This window comes from [Empedobacter] haloabium, assembly GCA_008011715.2.
In the GTDB taxonomy this organism is placed as follows: Bacteria; Pseudomonadota; Gammaproteobacteria; order Burkholderiales; family Burkholderiaceae_D; genus Rugamonas; species Rugamonas haloabia.
In genome coordinates this window covers 699,475-714,924 of the sequence record CP136508.1, presented here as the reverse complement: position 1 = coordinate 714,924, position 15,450 = coordinate 699,475, and the positions used below count along the sequence as shown (strand labels likewise).

General features: G+C 65.5%; 17 protein-coding genes. 2 read left to right on the top strand and 15 right to left on the bottom strand.

Going from position 1 to position 15,450, the window contains the following annotated elements:
* Positions 1-202 precede the first annotated feature (202 nt).
* The gene (locus E7V67_003170) at positions 203-1,246 is read left to right on the top strand and encodes a DUF1176 domain-containing protein (GenBank protein WUR14117.1); all 1,044 of its coding nucleotides are present in this window, start codon (positions 203-205) and stop codon (positions 1,244-1,246) included.
* Between the two features lie 6 nt (positions 1,247-1,252).
* Here E7V67_003170 and E7V67_003165 read toward each other — a convergent pair whose 3' ends face one another.
* The 5 genes from E7V67_003165 to pyrE form a co-directional block, all read right to left on the bottom strand.
* Complete coding sequence (locus tag E7V67_003165) at positions 1,253-1,771, bottom strand: pyridoxamine 5'-phosphate oxidase family protein (GenBank protein WUR14116.1); 519 nt, start codon at positions 1,769-1,771, stop codon at positions 1,253-1,255.
* Positions 1,772-1,892: 121 nt separating this feature from the next.
* A complete protein-coding gene (locus E7V67_003160; GenBank protein ID WUR14115.1) occupies positions 1,893-2,741 on the bottom strand; it encodes an alpha/beta fold hydrolase in 849 nt (282 codons plus the stop codon).
* A 168-nt stretch (positions 2,742-2,909) separates the two neighbouring features.
* Complete coding sequence (locus E7V67_003155; GenBank protein WUR14114.1) at positions 2,910-3,137, bottom strand: hypothetical protein; 228 nt, start codon at positions 3,135-3,137, stop codon at positions 2,910-2,912.
* Positions 3,134-3,499 carry a hypothetical protein gene (locus tag E7V67_003150; GenBank protein ID WUR14113.1) on the bottom strand — a complete coding sequence of 122 codons (366 nt, stop codon included), beginning with the start codon at positions 3,497-3,499 and terminating at the stop codon, positions 3,134-3,136. Before E7V67_003150 ends, E7V67_003155 begins: the two co-directional genes overlap by 4 nt.
* 62 nt (positions 3,500-3,561) lie before the next feature.
* The gene (pyrE, locus tag E7V67_003145; GenBank protein WUR14112.1) at positions 3,562-4,218 is read right to left on the bottom strand and encodes an orotate phosphoribosyltransferase; all 657 of its coding nucleotides are present in this window, start codon (positions 4,216-4,218) and stop codon (positions 3,562-3,564) included.
* A gap of 40 nt (positions 4,219-4,258) precedes the next feature.
* Here pyrE and E7V67_003140 point away from each other — a divergent pair, with 40 nt between their 5' ends.
* Positions 4,259-5,029: an exodeoxyribonuclease III gene (locus tag E7V67_003140; protein WUR14111.1), complete on the top strand. Its 771-nt coding sequence runs from the start codon at positions 4,259-4,261 to the stop codon at positions 5,027-5,029.
* A gap of 121 nt (positions 5,030-5,150) precedes the next feature.
* Here the strand turns inward: E7V67_003140 and E7V67_003135 are convergent, their stop codons facing one another.
* From E7V67_003135 to amt, 10 genes are all read right to left on the bottom strand, one after another.
* A complete protein-coding gene (locus E7V67_003135; GenBank protein ID WUR14110.1) occupies positions 5,151-6,053 on the bottom strand; it encodes a pseudouridine synthase in 903 nt (300 codons plus the stop codon).
* Entirely contained in the window at positions 6,054-6,953 is a 900-nt protein-coding gene (locus E7V67_003130; protein ID WUR14109.1) for a M48 family metallopeptidase, read from the bottom strand.
* 75 nt (positions 6,954-7,028) lie between these two features.
* Positions 7,029-7,640, bottom strand: coding sequence for a methionine biosynthesis protein MetW (gene metW / locus E7V67_003125; GenBank protein WUR14108.1), 612 nt, complete (start codon positions 7,638-7,640; stop codon positions 7,029-7,031).
* Positions 7,637-8,818 (bottom strand): homoserine O-acetyltransferase, encoded by a 1,182-nt coding sequence (locus E7V67_003120; protein WUR16220.1) that lies wholly within the window; start codon positions 8,816-8,818, stop codon positions 7,637-7,639. The genes metW and E7V67_003120 overlap by 4 nt, the downstream gene beginning before the upstream one ends.
* A 57-nt stretch (positions 8,819-8,875) precedes the next feature.
* Complete coding sequence (gene ptsP, locus E7V67_003115; protein ID WUR14107.1) at positions 8,876-10,627, bottom strand: phosphoenolpyruvate--protein phosphotransferase; 1,752 nt, start codon at positions 10,625-10,627, stop codon at positions 8,876-8,878.
* Between the two features lie 45 nt (positions 10,628-10,672).
* Positions 10,673-10,942: an HPr family phosphocarrier protein gene (locus E7V67_003110; GenBank protein ID WUR14106.1), complete on the bottom strand. Its 270-nt coding sequence runs from the start codon at positions 10,940-10,942 to the stop codon at positions 10,673-10,675.
* A 97-nt stretch (positions 10,943-11,039) separates the two neighbouring features.
* Positions 11,040-11,441, bottom strand: coding sequence for a PTS fructose transporter subunit IIA (locus E7V67_003105; GenBank protein ID WUR14105.1), 402 nt, complete (start codon positions 11,439-11,441; stop codon positions 11,040-11,042).
* Between the two features lie 14 nt (positions 11,442-11,455).
* Positions 11,456-12,406, bottom strand: coding sequence for a glutathione synthase (gshB, locus tag E7V67_003100; GenBank protein WUR14104.1), 951 nt, complete (start codon positions 12,404-12,406; stop codon positions 11,456-11,458).
* A gap of 97 nt (positions 12,407-12,503) precedes the next feature.
* Positions 12,504-13,802 carry a glutamate--cysteine ligase gene (gshA, locus tag E7V67_003095; GenBank protein ID WUR14103.1) on the bottom strand — a complete coding sequence of 433 codons (1,299 nt, stop codon included), beginning with the start codon at positions 13,800-13,802 and terminating at the stop codon, positions 12,504-12,506.
* Positions 13,803-13,928: 126 nt separating this feature from the next.
* Complete coding sequence (gene amt / locus E7V67_003090) at positions 13,929-15,446, bottom strand: ammonium transporter (protein ID WUR14102.1); 1,518 nt, start codon at positions 15,444-15,446, stop codon at positions 13,929-13,931.
* Between the last annotated feature and the right edge of the window lie 4 nt (positions 15,447-15,450).

The window sequence follows — 15,450 nt, the reverse complement described above, 5'->3', positions numbered from 1 at the left end:
GACAAAAAGGACGCCCAGGCGTCCTTTTTTTTACGGATCTGTTACAAATTTGCTATTCGTGACTTTTGGGGAGATTCCAGCAGGCATTTAATTAGTAAGATGCGGCGCTTGGGTTTCTTGCCAGCCTTGCAACCACGGCACGCCGCCGCGGTCCGGCCGACACACTGATGACATCACGAACGAATTGCTACGCGGAGGGCGCTTGCGCACGATACTGATACTGCTGGCTACCTGCCTCGCCGGCGCGCTGCAGGCCGCCGAGCCGCCCGACGTCGGCTTCACGCACAAGGACTGGGAACTGTCGTGCGATAACACGCGCACCTGCCGTGCCGCCGGCTACCACGTCGAAGACAAGGAGGACGCCGCCGTCTCCGTGCTGCTGACCCGCAAGGCGGGACCGAACGAGCCGGTCACGGCGCAGGTGCAGCTGGGGTCCTACAGCGAGGACGACAGCGCGACGGCGGCCAGGGCCGGTGTCACGAGCATGAAGGTCGACACGCGCCCGCTCGGCACCGTGCGCATCGAGCCGCGCACGATGACGGCCACGCTGTCGGCCCAGCAGACGGAGGCGCTGATCGAGGCGCTGACGAAGACCGGCACGCCGCGCTGGAGCAACCGGGGCGGCAGCTGGACCCTGTCCGGCGCCGGCGCCACCGCCGTGCTGTTGAAGATGGACGAGTTCCAGGGCCGCGTCGGCACGCCAGGCGCCCTGGTGCGCAAGGGTGCGAAGCCGGAGGAAAGCGTGCTGCCCGCCCTGCCCCCGCCCGTCGTGATCGCCGCGCCGGTCCAGAAAGGCAAGGCCAGCCTGCCGCGCGACGCCGTCAAGCCGCTGCTGGCGGAATTGCGCAAGGGCTTCGACGATGGCGAATGCGAAGGCCTGGCGGCCAACGGCAAGCCGGACCTGGAGATCGACAAGCTGGCCCCGGGCAAGCTGCTGGTGTCCACCCAATGCTGGACGGGCGCCTACAACGCCGGTTTCGCGTATTGGGTCATCAACGCGCAGCCGCCGTACGCGCCCGAGCTGGTCACCGACCAGGCTTCTGGCTACGCCAACGGCACGATTACCGCGGCGCAGAAGGGCCGCGGCCTGGGTGACTGCGGCAGCCGCGAACAATGGACATGGGACGGCAGCCGCTTCGTGCAGACGCTCGCCGAAACGTCGGGCATGTGCCGCCTGGTCGCGCCGGGCGGACCGTGGAACCTGCCGACCCTCGTCACCGTCGTGCGCAAGGCTAGCGGCAGGTAAGCCGGATCACGGCTGGATCGTACCCTCGACGGAATCGTCCAGCGTGACGCCGATGGCAGCGCCGATCATGATCTTCATGCCCGAGACCAGGTTGCCGTGCTTGGTGTCCCAGTAGTAGCCGGCCGTCGGCGCCACCTTGATGACGTCGATGCGCGGGTCGTTCTCCCCTTCCGTGAACCACGTCTTCAGTTCCGGGCTCCACAGCTCGTGGATCTTGGCCGGATCGCGCGACAGCGAAGCCAGCCCGTCCAGGTACAGGAAATGCGAATGCGGCGAGCCCTGGAAGTACAGGCGCACGGCCGGGTTGGCGGCGATGTCCTCGTCCTTGTGGCTGTCGTTCGCGCTGAGGAACCACAGGTTGCCGCCCTCGTCCACCTTCTGCACCGCCATCGGCCGCACCCCGTGCGCCGTCACGAAGAAGCAGCTCTTGGCGGCATCGACGATGTCCTTGATCTGGCGGATGGCCTTCTCGCCCGACAGGTTGCGGTGGTTGTCTTCCGGCTGGTTGCGATTGATCGAATCCATGCTGAGCTCCTTCGTTGGCGGTCGTTGGGATGCGCCGATGGTAGCGAAGAAGGGGCGCGCGCAATGTGCTCTGGTTAACCGAATGTCACGATGCGCGTGGAGGAGACCGAACGGCAGCGGGTCAGCCTGCCAGGCGCGCGTCCAGCCAGGCCACGATGTCGGCGAAGATGGCGTCGCGGTCGATCTCGTTGAAGTTCTCATGGTAGTTGTCCGGCTCCACGCGGCAGGTCAGCAGATGCGGCGGCACCTCGCTCAGCAGTCGCCCGCTGGCATCGGTGTCGGCCAGCCGGTCCTGGCCCGCCAGCACCACGTACAGCGGATGCGCCCACCCGGCCAGCGTCAGCCCGCGCTGGGCACGCTGCAGCGCCTGGCCGAAGCGTACCGAGATCTCGCTGGCGCGCACGCCGCTGGCCTCGTCGCGATGGTGGCGCGCGGTGATGGCGGGATCGTGCGTCAGCACGTCGGTCAGCGATGCCAGCGGCACCTTCATCGTCGGCGCCAGCCGTTCGAGCACGGCGCCGGCCGCGCGCAGCGGCGCGGGCACCGGGATCGCGTTGACATAATACGGCGACGACAGCACGAAGCCCGAAACGGCGCCGGGTGGCAGCTGCAGCCCCAGCTTCGTTGCGATCAGGCCGCCCATCGAGTGGCCGATGACGAAGATCGGCAGTCCCGGCCAGGCGCTGCGGATCCAGTCGAGGAACAGGGCCGACTCTTCTAGGAAGATGTCGAAATCGGGGATGTCGGCGCGCGGGCCCTGGGCGTGGCCGCACAGGTCGTAGGCGGCGGTGGCGTAGCCGTGCTCGCGCAGGTATAAGGCGGGCGTGATCCAGTCGCCCGCATGGGCCATCCCGCCGTGCAGCGCCAGCAGCACCGCGCGCGGTGGCTCGGCCGGTTCCCAGATGTGGATCGTGCGCGTGGCGCCGGCACGGCCGGCAAAGGTGTCGAGGCGGTTTTCGGAGAATTGCATGTCAGTCCTGCGGCAGTACGTGGATCGGGATTGCTGCTTTGGTGCTCGACATGGTGGTGGCCAGACGGCGCCAGGCGAATCGCGCGGCGCCGCGGCGGCCGTCGCGGTACCACGGCTGGCGGCTTGCGAACGGCGCCGGCTGCCCGGTTGATGCGTGCCGTCCCATCGTCATCGTCCGAAGCCGGACCTGCGCCGCCACAGCCGCGCGATCCACAGTCCCATGGCGCCGGCCAGGCCGGCGCCGACGGCCAGGCAGCCCAGCGCGAGCCAGCCACGCGAGCCGTCCAGCGCGAACAATGCGGAATACAGCGAATAAAACCCCACCGCCAGGATCAGGAACAACAGCAGCGCGGTCAGCAACAGCCGCCCGACTACTCCAGCGATCGTCCGGCTCACCGGCTGATGCTGAGCGTGATGCCCATATTGACCAGCAGGTTCAGGTCGGCGATGGAAAAGTCCAGCGTCTCGCCCGGTTGCGCGGTAACGATGGCGATACGCAGTTCGGCGGCGATCGGCGGCACGTCGAACGTGATGCCGCGCGCCTCGCACTCGTGCAGCCAGGCGCGCAGGTGGCGCAGCAGCGCGTCCGGGTTCTCGTCCTGGCCCAGGTTGACGTAGAAGCCGGAGTCGATGCGCACGCGCCCGTCCGGCCGCACGTCGCCCTTGCGCCAGCTGCCTTCCGGTTCGGTCGGCAGGCCGTCGCGCACGTCGTCCAGCGTATGTTCGTCTCCATAGACCTTCAGGGATGCGATGTTCATGACAGCTCCATGATGTATTTTATGTTGCTCTCATTTAATCACATTCCGCGCGCCTTGGGCGATCACGCCACGCCGTACTGGTCGCGGTAGGCCGCCACGGCGTCCTTGTATTGTGCCAGTGCCGGATCGGCCGCCAGATAGCCGAACAGGTCGGCCAGGCTGCCGATCGAGATGACGGGAATGCCATAGTTCTGGCTCACTTCCTGCACCGCCGACAGCGGCGACAGCTGGCCGTCCTTGCCGCCGCGCTCCATGCGGTCCAGCGCGATCAGCACGGCGCACGGCTCGGCGCCGGCGGCGCGGATCATCTCGACCGATTCCCGCACCGAGGTGCCGGCGGAAATCACGTCGTCGATGATGACGACCTTGCCCTGCAGCTTGGCGCCCACCAGCGTGCCGCCTTCGCCATGGTCCTTGGCTTCCTTGCGGTTGTAGGCGAACGAGGTGTTGCGGCCCTTGCCGGCCAGCGCCATCGACGTCGCCGACGCCAGCGTGATGCCCTTGTAGGCGGGACCGAACAGCATGTCGAATTCGACGCCCGAGTCGAGCAGCGTCTGCGCATAGAAGTCGGCCAGACGGGCCAGGGTGGCGCCGTCGTGGAACAGGCCCGCATTGAAGAAATACGGCGACTGGCGCCCCGCCTTGGTGGTGAATTGCCCGAATTTCAGCACTCCCGCCTCGACGGAAAACGCGATAAACTCCTGCCTCAAACTGTTCATATTGCTGGTCCTTGTTCATGAAGTGCCAGTATTTTAATCCATGCCAAAAATCATCTCCGCCAACCTGAACGGAATCCGTTCCGCCGCCAAGAAGGGCTTTTTCAACTGGATGGGAACGCAGTCGGCGGATTTCATCTGCGTGCAGGAGCTGAAAGCGCAGGCGGCCGACATGACGGAAGAGTTCCTGAATCCGCACGGCTACCACGGCCACTTCCACTACGCCGAAAAAAAAGGCTACTCCGGCACCGGCATCTACAGCAAAATCGCGCCGGACGCCGTCAAGATCGGCTTCGGCAGTCCCGAATTCGATGCCGAGGGCCGCTACGTGCGCGCCGACTTCGGCGACCTGACCATCATTTCCGTGTACTGCCCGTCCGGCTCCTCCTCGCCGGAACGCCAGGAAGCGAAGTTCCGCTTCATGGACCTGTTCCTGCCGCACCTGACGCAGCTGCGCGCGGAGGGCCGCGAGGTCGTCATCTGCGGCGACTGGAACATCGCGCACAAGGAAATCGACCTGAAGAACTGGAAGGGCAACGTCAAGAACTCCGGCTTCCTGCCCGAGGAACGGGCCTGGCTGACGCGCGTGTTCGACGAATGCGGCTACGTGGACGTGCATCGCGGCCTCGATCCGCGCCCGGAGCAGTACACCTGGTGGAGCAACCGCGGCCAGGCCTATGCGAAGAACGTGGGCTGGCGCATCGATTACCACGTGGCGACGCCCGGCATCGCCGGCTGTGCCAAGGCGGTCTCGGTGTACAAGGACGAGAAGTTCTCGGATCATGCGCCGCTGATCATCGAGTACGCGCGCTGATTCTGGGGTCTGTCCCCGCAGGGGACTGACCCCGAAGTTGTCTCAGGATTCAGCGCGGGCAAAACCGGGGTCAGGTCTGTCATTCGGACAAAATGTCCGAATGACAGACCTGACCCCGGTTTTAAAGCTGGCGGCGACTTTCGAAGTAGCGCCACTCCCCCGTCAACGGATCGGGAAAACCGATCGCCCGCGCCAGCAGTTTCAATGGCTGCGACACGTCGTCCTGCTTGCACGGCAGCGCCACCGGATAGAAGGCGTCGTTGACGATCGGGATGCCCAGCGCGGACAGGTGCACGCGCAACTGGTGCTGGCGGCCCGTATGCGGCCACAGGCGATACAGCACGTGCTCGCCGCGCCGCTCGATCACATCGATCATCGTCTCCGAATTCGGTTCGCCCGGCTCCTCCTTCATCGTGAAGAATTTATCGCCCTCGACCATCCGGCTGCTGTAGCTGAACGGGAATTCGCGCCCCGGCAGCGGGCCGGCCAGCGCCTCGTATTCCTTTTGCACCAGGCGCTTCTGGAACAGCGACTGGTAGGCGCCGCGGCTGGCGGCGTTACAGGAAAACACCACCACGCCGGCCGTCTCCCGGTCCAGCCGGTGGATCGGCACCAGGTCCTCGATGCCGAGCCGGCGGCGCAGCCGCACCAGCAGCGTCTCCTTGACGAAGCGCCCGGTCGGGATCGTCGGCAGGAAGTGCGGCTTGTCGGCCACGACGATGTGCTCGTCCTGGTACAGCACCTCCTCCTCGAACGGGATCGGCGTTTCGTGGTCCAGCTCGCGGTAGTAGAAGATGCGCAGGTTGCGCTTGTAGGGCGACTCGGGCCGCAGCGGCGTGCCCTTGGCGTCGACCACGTCGCCGCGCGCCATGCGGTCGCGCCACTGCGCCTCCGTCACGGCCGGATAGTTCGCCACCATGAACGTGATCAGGTCCGGCCAGTCGCCCTCGGGCAACCACAGATAGCTGGGCGTGACGCCGTCGCGCATCGGCAACGGCGCCTTTTCCCCCTTCGGTCCCGCCATTTACGACTTCGGCAGCGGCGTCGTGCGGTAGGCCGGCAATGCCGCGACGGTGGTGCCGCGCGTGCGCGCGTACACCGGCAGCACCAGCGGCATGTTCTTGTTCATTTCAGCGATGCGGGTGTCGCCGCTCGGGTGCGTCGACAGGAATTCGATCGGCGCGCGCGCGTTGACGGCGCCCATCTTCTGCCACAGCGCGATGCCGGCACGCGGATCGAAGCCGGCGCGGGCCGCCAGGTCGATGCCGACCAGGTCCGCTTCCGTTTCCTCGCCGCGCGAGAACTTCAGCACGGCCGCCTGGGCCGCCATGCGGCCGCCGAAATCGGTCAGGCGCGGATCGATGCCGAACAGCGCGGAAGCGGCGACGCCACCGAGCTTGCCGGCGATCGCGGCGACCTGCGATTCGCCCTGGCGCTTGCGGGCGTGCTCGCGCAGCGCGTGGGCGATCTCGTGGCCCATCACCATCGCCACTTCGTCATCCGTCATGTTCAGCTTCGTCAGGATGCCCGAATAGAAGGCGATGCGGCCGCCCGGCATGCAGAAGGCGTTGACCTGGTCGGAATTGAGCAGGTTGACTTCCCATTTCCAGTCGGACGCTTCCGGATTCCAGCGCCCCACGTGCGGGATGATGCGCTTGGCAATGGCGCGCAGGCGCTGTACCTGCGCGTGGTTGTCGGGGAACAGCGCGTTCTTCTGGTCGGCCTCCTTCAGCAGCTGGTCGTATTGCAGCTTCGACTGCTGGTTGACCGCTTCCTCATCGCTGAAGAAGCGCAGGCGCGACAGGCGCGTGACAGGGATGCCGTCCGCCGCGGGCGCGGAAGACGGCGCAGGCTGCTGGGCTGGCGCCAGCTGCATGCTGGTCGCCAGGACGAGGAAGGCAATACCATGCCTGGTTTTGGTCATCAAGTTATTCATCGTAGTCGTCCATGCGGGTTAATCTGAAGGCAATCTGTCCCGCAGGCGACACGATATCACAGCTTAACGGCCGCCCTTTTTCCGCAGGCGGAACACGGCCAGCTCGCCGCGCAGGTTGGGCAGGAAATGGACGATCTTCCCTTCCGCCAGCGCCACGCATTCGATCACTTCCAGCCCCACCTCGGCGGCCAGTTCGCGGAAATCCTCGATCGTGGCGCAGCGCACGTTGGGCGTGTCGTACCACTGGTACGGCAGCGTCTTCGACACCGGCATGCGCCCGCGCAGCAGCGCGACGCGGTGCGGCCAGTAGGCGAAGTTGGGGAAGGAGACGATGGCCTCGGTGCCGACCCGCACGATGTCGCGCAGCAGGTCTTCCACGTGCTTCATCATCTGCAGGGAGGACAGGCACAGCACCGTGTCGAACGAGTTGTCGCCGAAGATGCCCAGGCCTTTCTCGAAGTCCTGCTGCAGCACGCGCACGCCGCGCTTGGTGCTGGCCAGCACCTTGTCGTCCGCCAGTTCCAGGCCATAACCGCTGCAGCCCTTGTCGCTCTGCAGGTATTCCATCATCACGCCATCGCCGCAGCCCACGTCCAGCACGTGGGCGCCGGGCCGGACCCAGTGGGCGATGAATGCCAGGTCGGGCCGCGCCGCCTTCAAGTCGTCGAACGTCATGCGCCCTCCTTTGCCAGTTCTTGCCACACCTGCTCGTAATACGCCCGCACCAGGTTCAGGTAGCGCGCGTCGTCCAGCAGGAACGCATCGTGGCCGTGCGGCGCGTCGATCTCGGCATACGTCACTTCGCGCCGGTTCGACAGCAGCGCCTGCACGATCTCGCGCGAGCGCTCCGGCGAGAAGCGCCAGTCGGTCGTAAACGAGGCCAGGAAGAACTTCGCCTTCGTTACCGCCAGCGCCTTGGCCAGGTCGCCGTCGTGCAGTCGGGCCGGGTCGAAATAGTCCAGCGCCTTCGTGATCAGGAGGTAGGTGTTGGCGTCGAAGTATTCGGAGAACTTGTCGCCCTGGTAGCGCAGGTAGGATTCGATTTCGAAGTCGATGCCGTAGCCGAACTTGTAGGTGCCCGATTCGGCAATGTCCCTCAGCTTGCGGCCGAACTTCTCCGCCATGTCGTCGTCCGACAGATAGGTGATGTGACCGATCATGCGCGCCACCTTCAGGCCGTTCTTCGGCACCACGCCGTGCTCGTAGAAGTCGCCGCCGCGGTAGTCCGGGTCGGTCAGGATGGCCTGGCGCGCCACGTCGTTGAACGCGATGTTCTGGGCCGAGAGCTTGGGCGTGGAGGCGATCACGACGCAGTGGCGCAGCCGCTCCGGATACATGATGCTCCAGGCCAGCGCCTGCATGCCGCCCAGCGAGCCGCCCATGACGGCCGCGAACTGCGCGATGCCCAGGCGGTCGGCCACGCGCGCCTGCGCGTTGACCCAGTCCTCCACCGTGACGACGGGGAAGGCGGCGCCATACGGCTTGCCGGTGGCCGGATTGACGTGCATCGGGCCGGTGGAGCCGAAGCAGGAACCCAGGTTGTTGATGCCGATGACGAAGAACTTGTCGGTATCGAGCGGCTTGCCGGGACCGACCATATTGTCCCACCAGCCGACGTTCTTCGGGTCGTCGGCATAGTAGCCGGCCACGTGGTGCGACGCGTTCAGCGCATGGCACACCAGCACGGCGTTGGATTTGTCGGCATTCAAGGTGCCGTAGGTTTCGACCATCAGGTGATAGTCGCGCAGCGTGGCGCCGCTCTGCAACTGCAGGGGTTCCGCAAACGCCATCGTTTGCGGAGAGACGATTCCTATCGAGGACATGGGTTGTTGATCACAGTACTGCGGCCCCACGGGCCAGTCGTCGAAGCGGCGCCGCAATGGAGGCGCCACCGGTTCTACCTGTGGTAGTCAACTCGTCTGCAGGGCCAGCACGGCATCCGCGATGCCGTCCGGGTCCGTCGAACGAAGTATCTTGCGGGTCAGCGGGGCGATCGCGCCCAGGTCGCTGTTCAGGATTTCCTGCTTCACGGCGAGCAGCTGCGCCGGGTGCATCGAAAATTCGCGCAGCCCCATGCCGAGCAGCAGACGCGTGAGCTTGGTATCGCCCGCCATCTCGCCACACACGGCAACGTCGATACCGGCCTTCTGGCCGGCGGCTATGGTCATCGAAATCAGTTGCAGGATGGCGGGATGCAAGGGATTGTAAAGGTGCGCCACCTCATAATCAACCCGGTCGATCGCCAGGGTGTACTGAATCAGGTCGTTGGTGCCGATCGACAGGAAGTTCATCTTCCGCACGAACATCGGCAGCGCCAGCGCGGCGGCGGGAATCTCGATCATCGCGCCGACGTCCACATTGGCGTCGAACTTGACGTTGGCCTCGCGCAGCTGCGCCTTGGCCTGCTCGATCATCGCCAGCGACTGGTCGATCTCGAACGCGTGCGCCAGCATCGGGATCAGGATGCGCACCTTGCCGAACGCGGAGGCACGCAGGATCGCGCGCAGCTGCGTCAGGAACAGCTGCGGCTCGGACAGGCAGTAGCGGATCGCGCGCAGGCCCAGCGCCGGGTTCAGGGCCGTGTGCTCGGTCGGGTCGAGCGGCTTGTCGGCGCCGATGTCGAGCGTGCGGATCGTCACCGGGCGGCCCTTCATCGCGACCACGGCGCGGCGGTACTGCTCGAACTGCTCGTCTTCCGATGGCATATTGGCCGCGCGGCCCATGAACAGGAACTCGGAGCGGAACAGGCCGACACCGTTGGCGCCCGACTCCAGCGCCGGGCCGCAGTCGTCCGGCAGCTCGATATTGGCCAACAGGGTGATCGCGGTGCCATCCTTCGTGACGGCCGGCGTTTTCTTCAGTTTCGACAGCTTCTTGCGCGCGCGTTGCGCTGCCAGCTGGCGCTCGCGGTACTGCTCCAGCACCAGCGCGCTGGGGCTGACGATGACGACGCCGGCGTCGCCGTCGATGATGACCCAGTCGTCCTGTTCGATCAGGGTGGATGCCTGCGCCACACCGACGGTGGCCGGAATGTCCAGGCTGCGTGCCACGATCGCCGTGTGGGAGTTCTGCCCGCCCACGTCGGTGACGAAGCCGATGAACGAGCGGTCGCGGAACTTCAGCATGTCCGCCGGCGAGATGTCGTGCGCGATGACGACCATCTGCGCCATGAATTCGTCGTCGTCCGGGTTGACGGCGTTGGGCGCGGCCAGCGGCTCGCTCCCCATCAGGACCTTCAGCACCCGTTCCGCGACCTGCTGGATGTCGACCTTGCGCTCGCGCAGGTAGGCGTCCTCGATCTCGTCGAACTGCGACGACAGCTCCTCGATCTGCGTGACCAGCGCCCATTCGGCGTTGTAGTGGCGGCTGCGGATGATGTCCAGCGGCGCTTCCGAGATCATTGGATCGGACAGGATCAGCGCGTGCACGTCGATGAACGCGCCCAGCTCCGTGGGGGCGTCCTTGGGCAGCTCGTTCCACAGCGTCTGCAGTTCGCGATGCACGGCGGTGAGCGCCGTCTGCAGGCGCACGACTTCCGCTTCCACGTGTTCTTCCGCGATCAGGTAATGCTTGACGTCCAGCGCGGCGGGCGCCAGCAGGTGGGCGCGGCCGATGGCGATGCCGCGCGAGACCGGGATGCCGTGCAGTGTGAACGATGCCATCGATGCTCCTGCGTGGAAGGGGGAACGGCTGCGGTCAAACGGCATTTACTCGCCTTCGCCGAACTTGTCGTTGACCAGCGCGGACAAGGCGCCGATGCATTCGGCTTCGTCGGCGCCATTGGCCTCCAGCGTGACTTTCGCCCCCTTGCCGGCAGCCAGCATCATGACGCCCATGATGGATTTGGCGTTGATGCGACGCCCGTTGCGGGACAGCCAGACCTCGCTCTGGAACTTGGCGGCCAGTTGGGTGAACTTGGCGGAAGCACGCGCATGCAGACCTAATTTATTAATAATCTCGAGTTCTTGCTGAATCATGTTGTATGTATCGCTTCTATGCGCACTGCGGTCACCGCCGCCGGCATCGCCGGCGGCACGTCTAGCCTTATTATTTCGTCAAATCTTTAAGTTCCCCTTATTGCACGCGAATGCGGTTATCGACCCGCACCGCGCCGCTTTGCGCACCGGCCAGCGCCATTTCCACCACCACGTCGAGCGTGTCGGTGCGGTAGGTGATGGCACGCAGCAGCATCGGCAGGCTGATGCCGGCGATGATTTCCACGTGGCCCGCGTCCGCCAGCTTGTTGCAGCAATTGGCCGGGGTGCCGCCCTTCACGTCCGTGATGACGAGCACGCCGGAACCGTCGTCGAGGCGCTTGATGGCGGCCGTCGCCAGCGCCTGCACGTCCGCCAGGTCCTGGTCGGCCACCACGTCGATCGCTTCCAGATGATCGACCTTGCCGCGAAAGACGTGCGACACCGCCGCCAGGAACGCTTCTCCCAGCGGCGCGTGTGTCATAAGCAAAATTCCTACCATATCCCTTCCTGACTTTAACAAGCCGACCGCACGCCCGCCTCCAGTGCGTCGATGAACATCGCCGCGACCGCGAAGCCGGACTGCTGGGTGATCTCCTGGAAGCAGGTCGGGCTGGTGACGTTGACCTCGGTGAGGTAATCGCCGATCACATCCAATCCTACCAGCAACAAGCCGCGCGCAGCCAGCACCGGGCCGATGGCCTCGGCAATCTCACGGTCGCGCTCGGTCAAAGGTTGCGCCACGCCAACGCCGCCGGCCGCCAGGTTGCCGCGCACCTCGCCGCCCTGGGGAATCCGGGCCAGCGAGAACGGCACCGGCTTGCCGCCGATGACGAGGATGCGCTTGTCGCCCTTGACGATGTCCGGGATGTAGCGCTGCACCATGATGGTGCGACGGCCGTTTTCCGTCAGCGTCTCGATGATGGAACCCAGGTTCAGGCCATCCGCATTGACGCGGAAGATGCCGGCGCCGCCCATGCCGTCCAACGGCTTGAAGATGACGTCGCCGTGCTCGGCCTGGAAGTCGCGCAGGCGCATCTCGTCGGAAGTGACCAGCGTGGGCGCGGTGAACTGGGGGAACTGGGCGATGGCCAGCTTCTCGTTGTGGTCGCGGATTGCCTGTGGGCTGTTGAACACGCGCGCGCCCTGCTGCTCGGCCAGCTGCAGCAGGTAGGTGCCGTAGACGTATTCCATGTCGAACGGCGGGTCCTTGCGCTCGAGGATCGCATCGAACTCGCCCAGGCGCACGTCTTCGGAAGGGGCCGCCGTGTACCACTCGTCCGCGTCGCCCGTCAGCGTGATGCGCGCCGCGTGGGCGCTGACGATGCCGTCGCGCAAAGCCATATGGCGCTGCTGGAAGGCGTACACCTCATGGCCGCGCTTGGCGGCCTCGGCCATCATGGCAAACGTGGAATCCTTGTAGATCTTGAAACTATCCAGCGGGTCCGCGAGGAAAGCGATTTTCATTGGCGCATCCATTCGAAGTAATTGACCGATTTTAGCCGAGTTTCTTCGATGGCATCGCCCGCCCCGCCGGGGCCGCCGGCGCAGTGGCAAGCTCGCGTCAGTACACTTCCGGATTCGGGTCGGTACGCTCCATTTCCAGCGAAGCGGCCAGCAGCGCCAGCCGCGCGACGACGCCGTAGACATAGAAGCGGTTCGGCGCGGCCGTGCCCGGCTTGGCCTTCAGGTCCGGAATCGCGTGCTGCTGGGCAAACGCCAGCGGCACGTATTGCGAGCCCGGGCCGTACAGGTTCTGGTCCACGCCCCGCTCGGCGTGCACGCGGTAGAAGCCGCCAACGACGTAGCGGTCGATCATGTAGACCACCGGCTCCGCCACGGATTCCTTGATGCTCTCGAAGGTGGGCACGCCTTCCTGGATGTTCAGGTCCGTCACGGCCTTGCCATCCTTCACCACCGACATTTTCTCGCGCTGCGCGGGCGACAGGTCCTTCAGCTCGGCCGCGTCGCGGATGCTGATGATGCCCTTGCCGTAGGTGCCCGCGTCCGGCTTGACGATGACAAACGGTTTTTCCTTGATGCCGTATTCCTTGTATTTCTTGCGGATCTTGGCCAGCACCGCGTCGACGTTACCGGCCAGGCAATCCTGTCCCTCGCCGCTCTGCAGGTCGACTTCACCGCACTTGGCGTGGAACGGGTTGACCATCCACGGGTCCACGCCGATCAGCTTGCCGAATTTCTTGGCCACTTCGTCGTAGGCCGTGAAGTGGTTGCTCTTGCGGCGCAGCGCCCAGCCCGCGTGCAGCGGCGGCAGCAGGCTCTGCTCGTGGATGTTCTGCAGGATGTCCGGAATGCCGGCGGACAGGTCGTTGTTCAGCAGGATGGTGCAGGGGTCGAAATCCTTCAGCCCCAGGCGGCGCCCGTTGGGCGAACGCTCCAGCGGCTCGACGACCAGCATGTTGCCGTCCGGCAGCGCCAGCGGCGTCGGCTGCGTGATCTCGGGATTCAGGGTACCCAGGCGCACGTGCAGGCCGGTCTGGCGGAAGATCTGCATCAGCCGCGCCACGTTCTCCAGATACGTCGGATGACGGTTGTGGCTTTCCGGAATCATCAGCAGGTTGCGCGCGTCCGGGCAGTATTTGTCGATCGCGGCCATGGCCGCCTGCACCGACAGCGGCAGCATTTCCGTGGCCAGGTGGTGGAAGCCGCCCGGGAACAGGTTGGTATCGACCGGTGCCAGTTTATAGCCCGCATTGCGCAGATCGACGGAGCAATAGAACGGCGGCGTATGCTCCTGCCACTCCAGCCGGAACCAGCGTTCGATGGCGGGCGTGGCGGCAATGATTTTCTCTTCGAGGTCGAGCAGCGGTCCGGTCAGGGCCGTGACGAGGTGGGGCACCATGTTACATCCTTGTAGTCGGTCGGGCGGATTGCGAATTCACCAAATCGGGGCAAAACTGGCAATTTAAAGGTTCAAAAAGCAAAAAAGCGCCCCAGCGGGGCGCTTTTCACGGCGAAAACGGCCGAATCAGGAGTGATACGCCGATTCGCCGTGGCTCGTGATGTCCAGGCCTTCGCGCTCCTGCTCTTCCGGTACACGCAGGCCGATGACGACGTCGACCAGCTTGTAGGCGATCAGCGACACGATGCCCGACCAGGCGATCGTGATGCCGACTGCCGTGGCCTGCGTGATGACCTGGCCGCCGATCGAATAGTCGGCGGAGGCAGCGTTGGCGACATAGTCCCAAATGCCCTGGCCACCCAGCGACGGCGCGGCGAACACGCCCGTCAGGATCGCTCCCAGGATACCGCCGACGCCGTGCACGCCGAACACGTCCAGCGAGTCGTCCGCGCCCAGCATGCGCTTCAGGCCGTTTACGCCCCACAGGCAGACTATACCAGCGAGCAGGCCGATGACCAAGCCGCCCATCGGGCCGACGAAGCCCGCCGCCGGGGTGATGGCGACCAGGCCGGCGACGGCGCCGGACGCGGCGCCCAGCATCGAAGGCTTGCCCTTCAGTACCCATTCGGCCATCAACCACGACACGGCGGCAGCCGCCGTCGCCAGCAAGGTGTTGACGAAAGCGAGCGCGGCGATGTCGCCCGCTTCCAGTGCCGAGCCGGCGTTGAAGCCGAACCAGCCCACCCACAGCAGCGAGGCACCGACCATCGTCAGTGTCAGCGAGTGCGGCGCCATCGATTCGCGGCCCAGGCCGACACGCTTGCCGATCATGAACGCACCCACGATGCCGGCCACGGCGGCATTGATGTGCACGACGGTGCCGCCGGCGAAGTCCAGCGCGCCCTTCTGCCAGATATAGCCGGCCTTGGCGCTCTCGGCCGTCAGCGCGGCGGCGTCCGTGATCGCATCGGGGCCCGTCCAGAACCAGACCATGTGCGCGATCGGCAGGTAGGAGAACGTGAACCACAGCACGATGAAGGCCAGCACGGCGGCAAAGCGTGCGCGCTCGGCGAACGCACCGACGATCAGCGCGCAGGTGATGGCCGCGAACGTGCCCTGGAATGCGACAAAGATAAATTCGGGAATGACGACGCCCTTGCTGAAGGTCGCCGCGACGGCAAAGCCCTTGGCGGGATCGTAGATGCCGTTCAGCAGCGCGCGGCCGGCCGAGCCGATCACGCTGTTACCTTCCGTGAACGCGAACGAGTAGCCATACAGGCACCACAGCACGATGATCAGCGAGAAGATCGTGAAGACCTGCATCAGTACGGACAGCATGTTCTTCGAACGCACCAGGCCGCCGTAGAACAGCGCCAGGCCGGGGATCGTCATCATGATCACCAGCAGGGTGGCGACGAACATCCAGGCCGTATCGCCCTTGTGCGGGACCGGCGCGGCCGGCGCCGCGGCCGGTGCCGGGGCGGCGACAGCGGCCGGGGCGGCCGGCGTCGCCGCAGGCGCCTCGGTCGTGGCCGTGGTCGCCACGGCGGCGGGCTGGGCATCCTGCGCCCATGCCGGCACCGCCGTGCCGACCGCCATCAGGAACGCCATCCCCGCCAGCATTGTTGTTATCATTTTTTTCATTCAG

What these genes read in the sequence shown, in the direction of transcription:
- E7V67_003165 (WUR14116.1), bottom strand. Translation starts at nt 1,771, where the DNA reads ATGGATTCGATCAATCGCAACCAGCCGGAAGACAACCACCGCAACCTG.
- E7V67_003160 (WUR14115.1), bottom strand. Translation starts at nt 2,741, where the DNA reads ATGCAATTCTCCGAAAACCGCCTCGACACCTTTGCCGGCCGTGCCGGC.
- E7V67_003150 (WUR14113.1), bottom strand. Translation starts at nt 3,499, where the DNA reads ATGAACATCGCATCCCTGAAGGTCTATGGAGACGAACATACGCTGGAC.
- pyrE (WUR14112.1), bottom strand. Translation starts at nt 4,218, where the DNA reads ATGAACAGTTTGAGGCAGGAGTTTATCGCGTTTTCCGTCGAGGCGGGA.
- E7V67_003140 (WUR14111.1), top strand. Translation starts at nt 4,259, where the DNA reads ATGCCAAAAATCATCTCCGCCAACCTGAACGGAATCCGTTCCGCCGCC.
- E7V67_003135 (WUR14110.1), bottom strand. Translation starts at nt 6,053, where the DNA reads ATGGCGGGACCGAAGGGGGAAAAGGCGCCGTTGCCGATGCGCGACGGC.
- E7V67_003130 (WUR14109.1), bottom strand. Translation starts at nt 6,953, where the DNA reads ATGACCAAAACCAGGCATGGTATTGCCTTCCTCGTCCTGGCGACCAGC.
- metW (WUR14108.1), bottom strand. Translation starts at nt 7,640, where the DNA reads ATGACGTTCGACGACTTGAAGGCGGCGCGGCCCGACCTGGCATTCATC.
- ptsP (WUR14107.1), bottom strand. Translation starts at nt 10,627, where the DNA reads ATGGCATCGTTCACACTGCACGGCATCCCGGTCTCGCGCGGCATCGCC.
- E7V67_003110 (WUR14106.1), bottom strand. Translation starts at nt 10,942, where the DNA reads ATGATTCAGCAAGAACTCGAGATTATTAATAAATTAGGTCTGCATGCG.
- E7V67_003105 (WUR14105.1), bottom strand. Translation starts at nt 11,441, where the DNA reads ATGGTAGGAATTTTGCTTATGACACACGCGCCGCTGGGAGAAGCGTTC.
- gshB (WUR14104.1), bottom strand. Translation starts at nt 12,406, where the DNA reads ATGAAAATCGCTTTCCTCGCGGACCCGCTGGATAGTTTCAAGATCTAC.
- gshA (WUR14103.1), bottom strand. Translation starts at nt 13,802, where the DNA reads ATGGTGCCCCACCTCGTCACGGCCCTGACCGGACCGCTGCTCGACCTC.
- amt (WUR14102.1), bottom strand. Translation starts at nt 15,446, where the DNA reads ATGAAAAAAATGATAACAACAATGCTGGCGGGGATGGCGTTCCTGATG.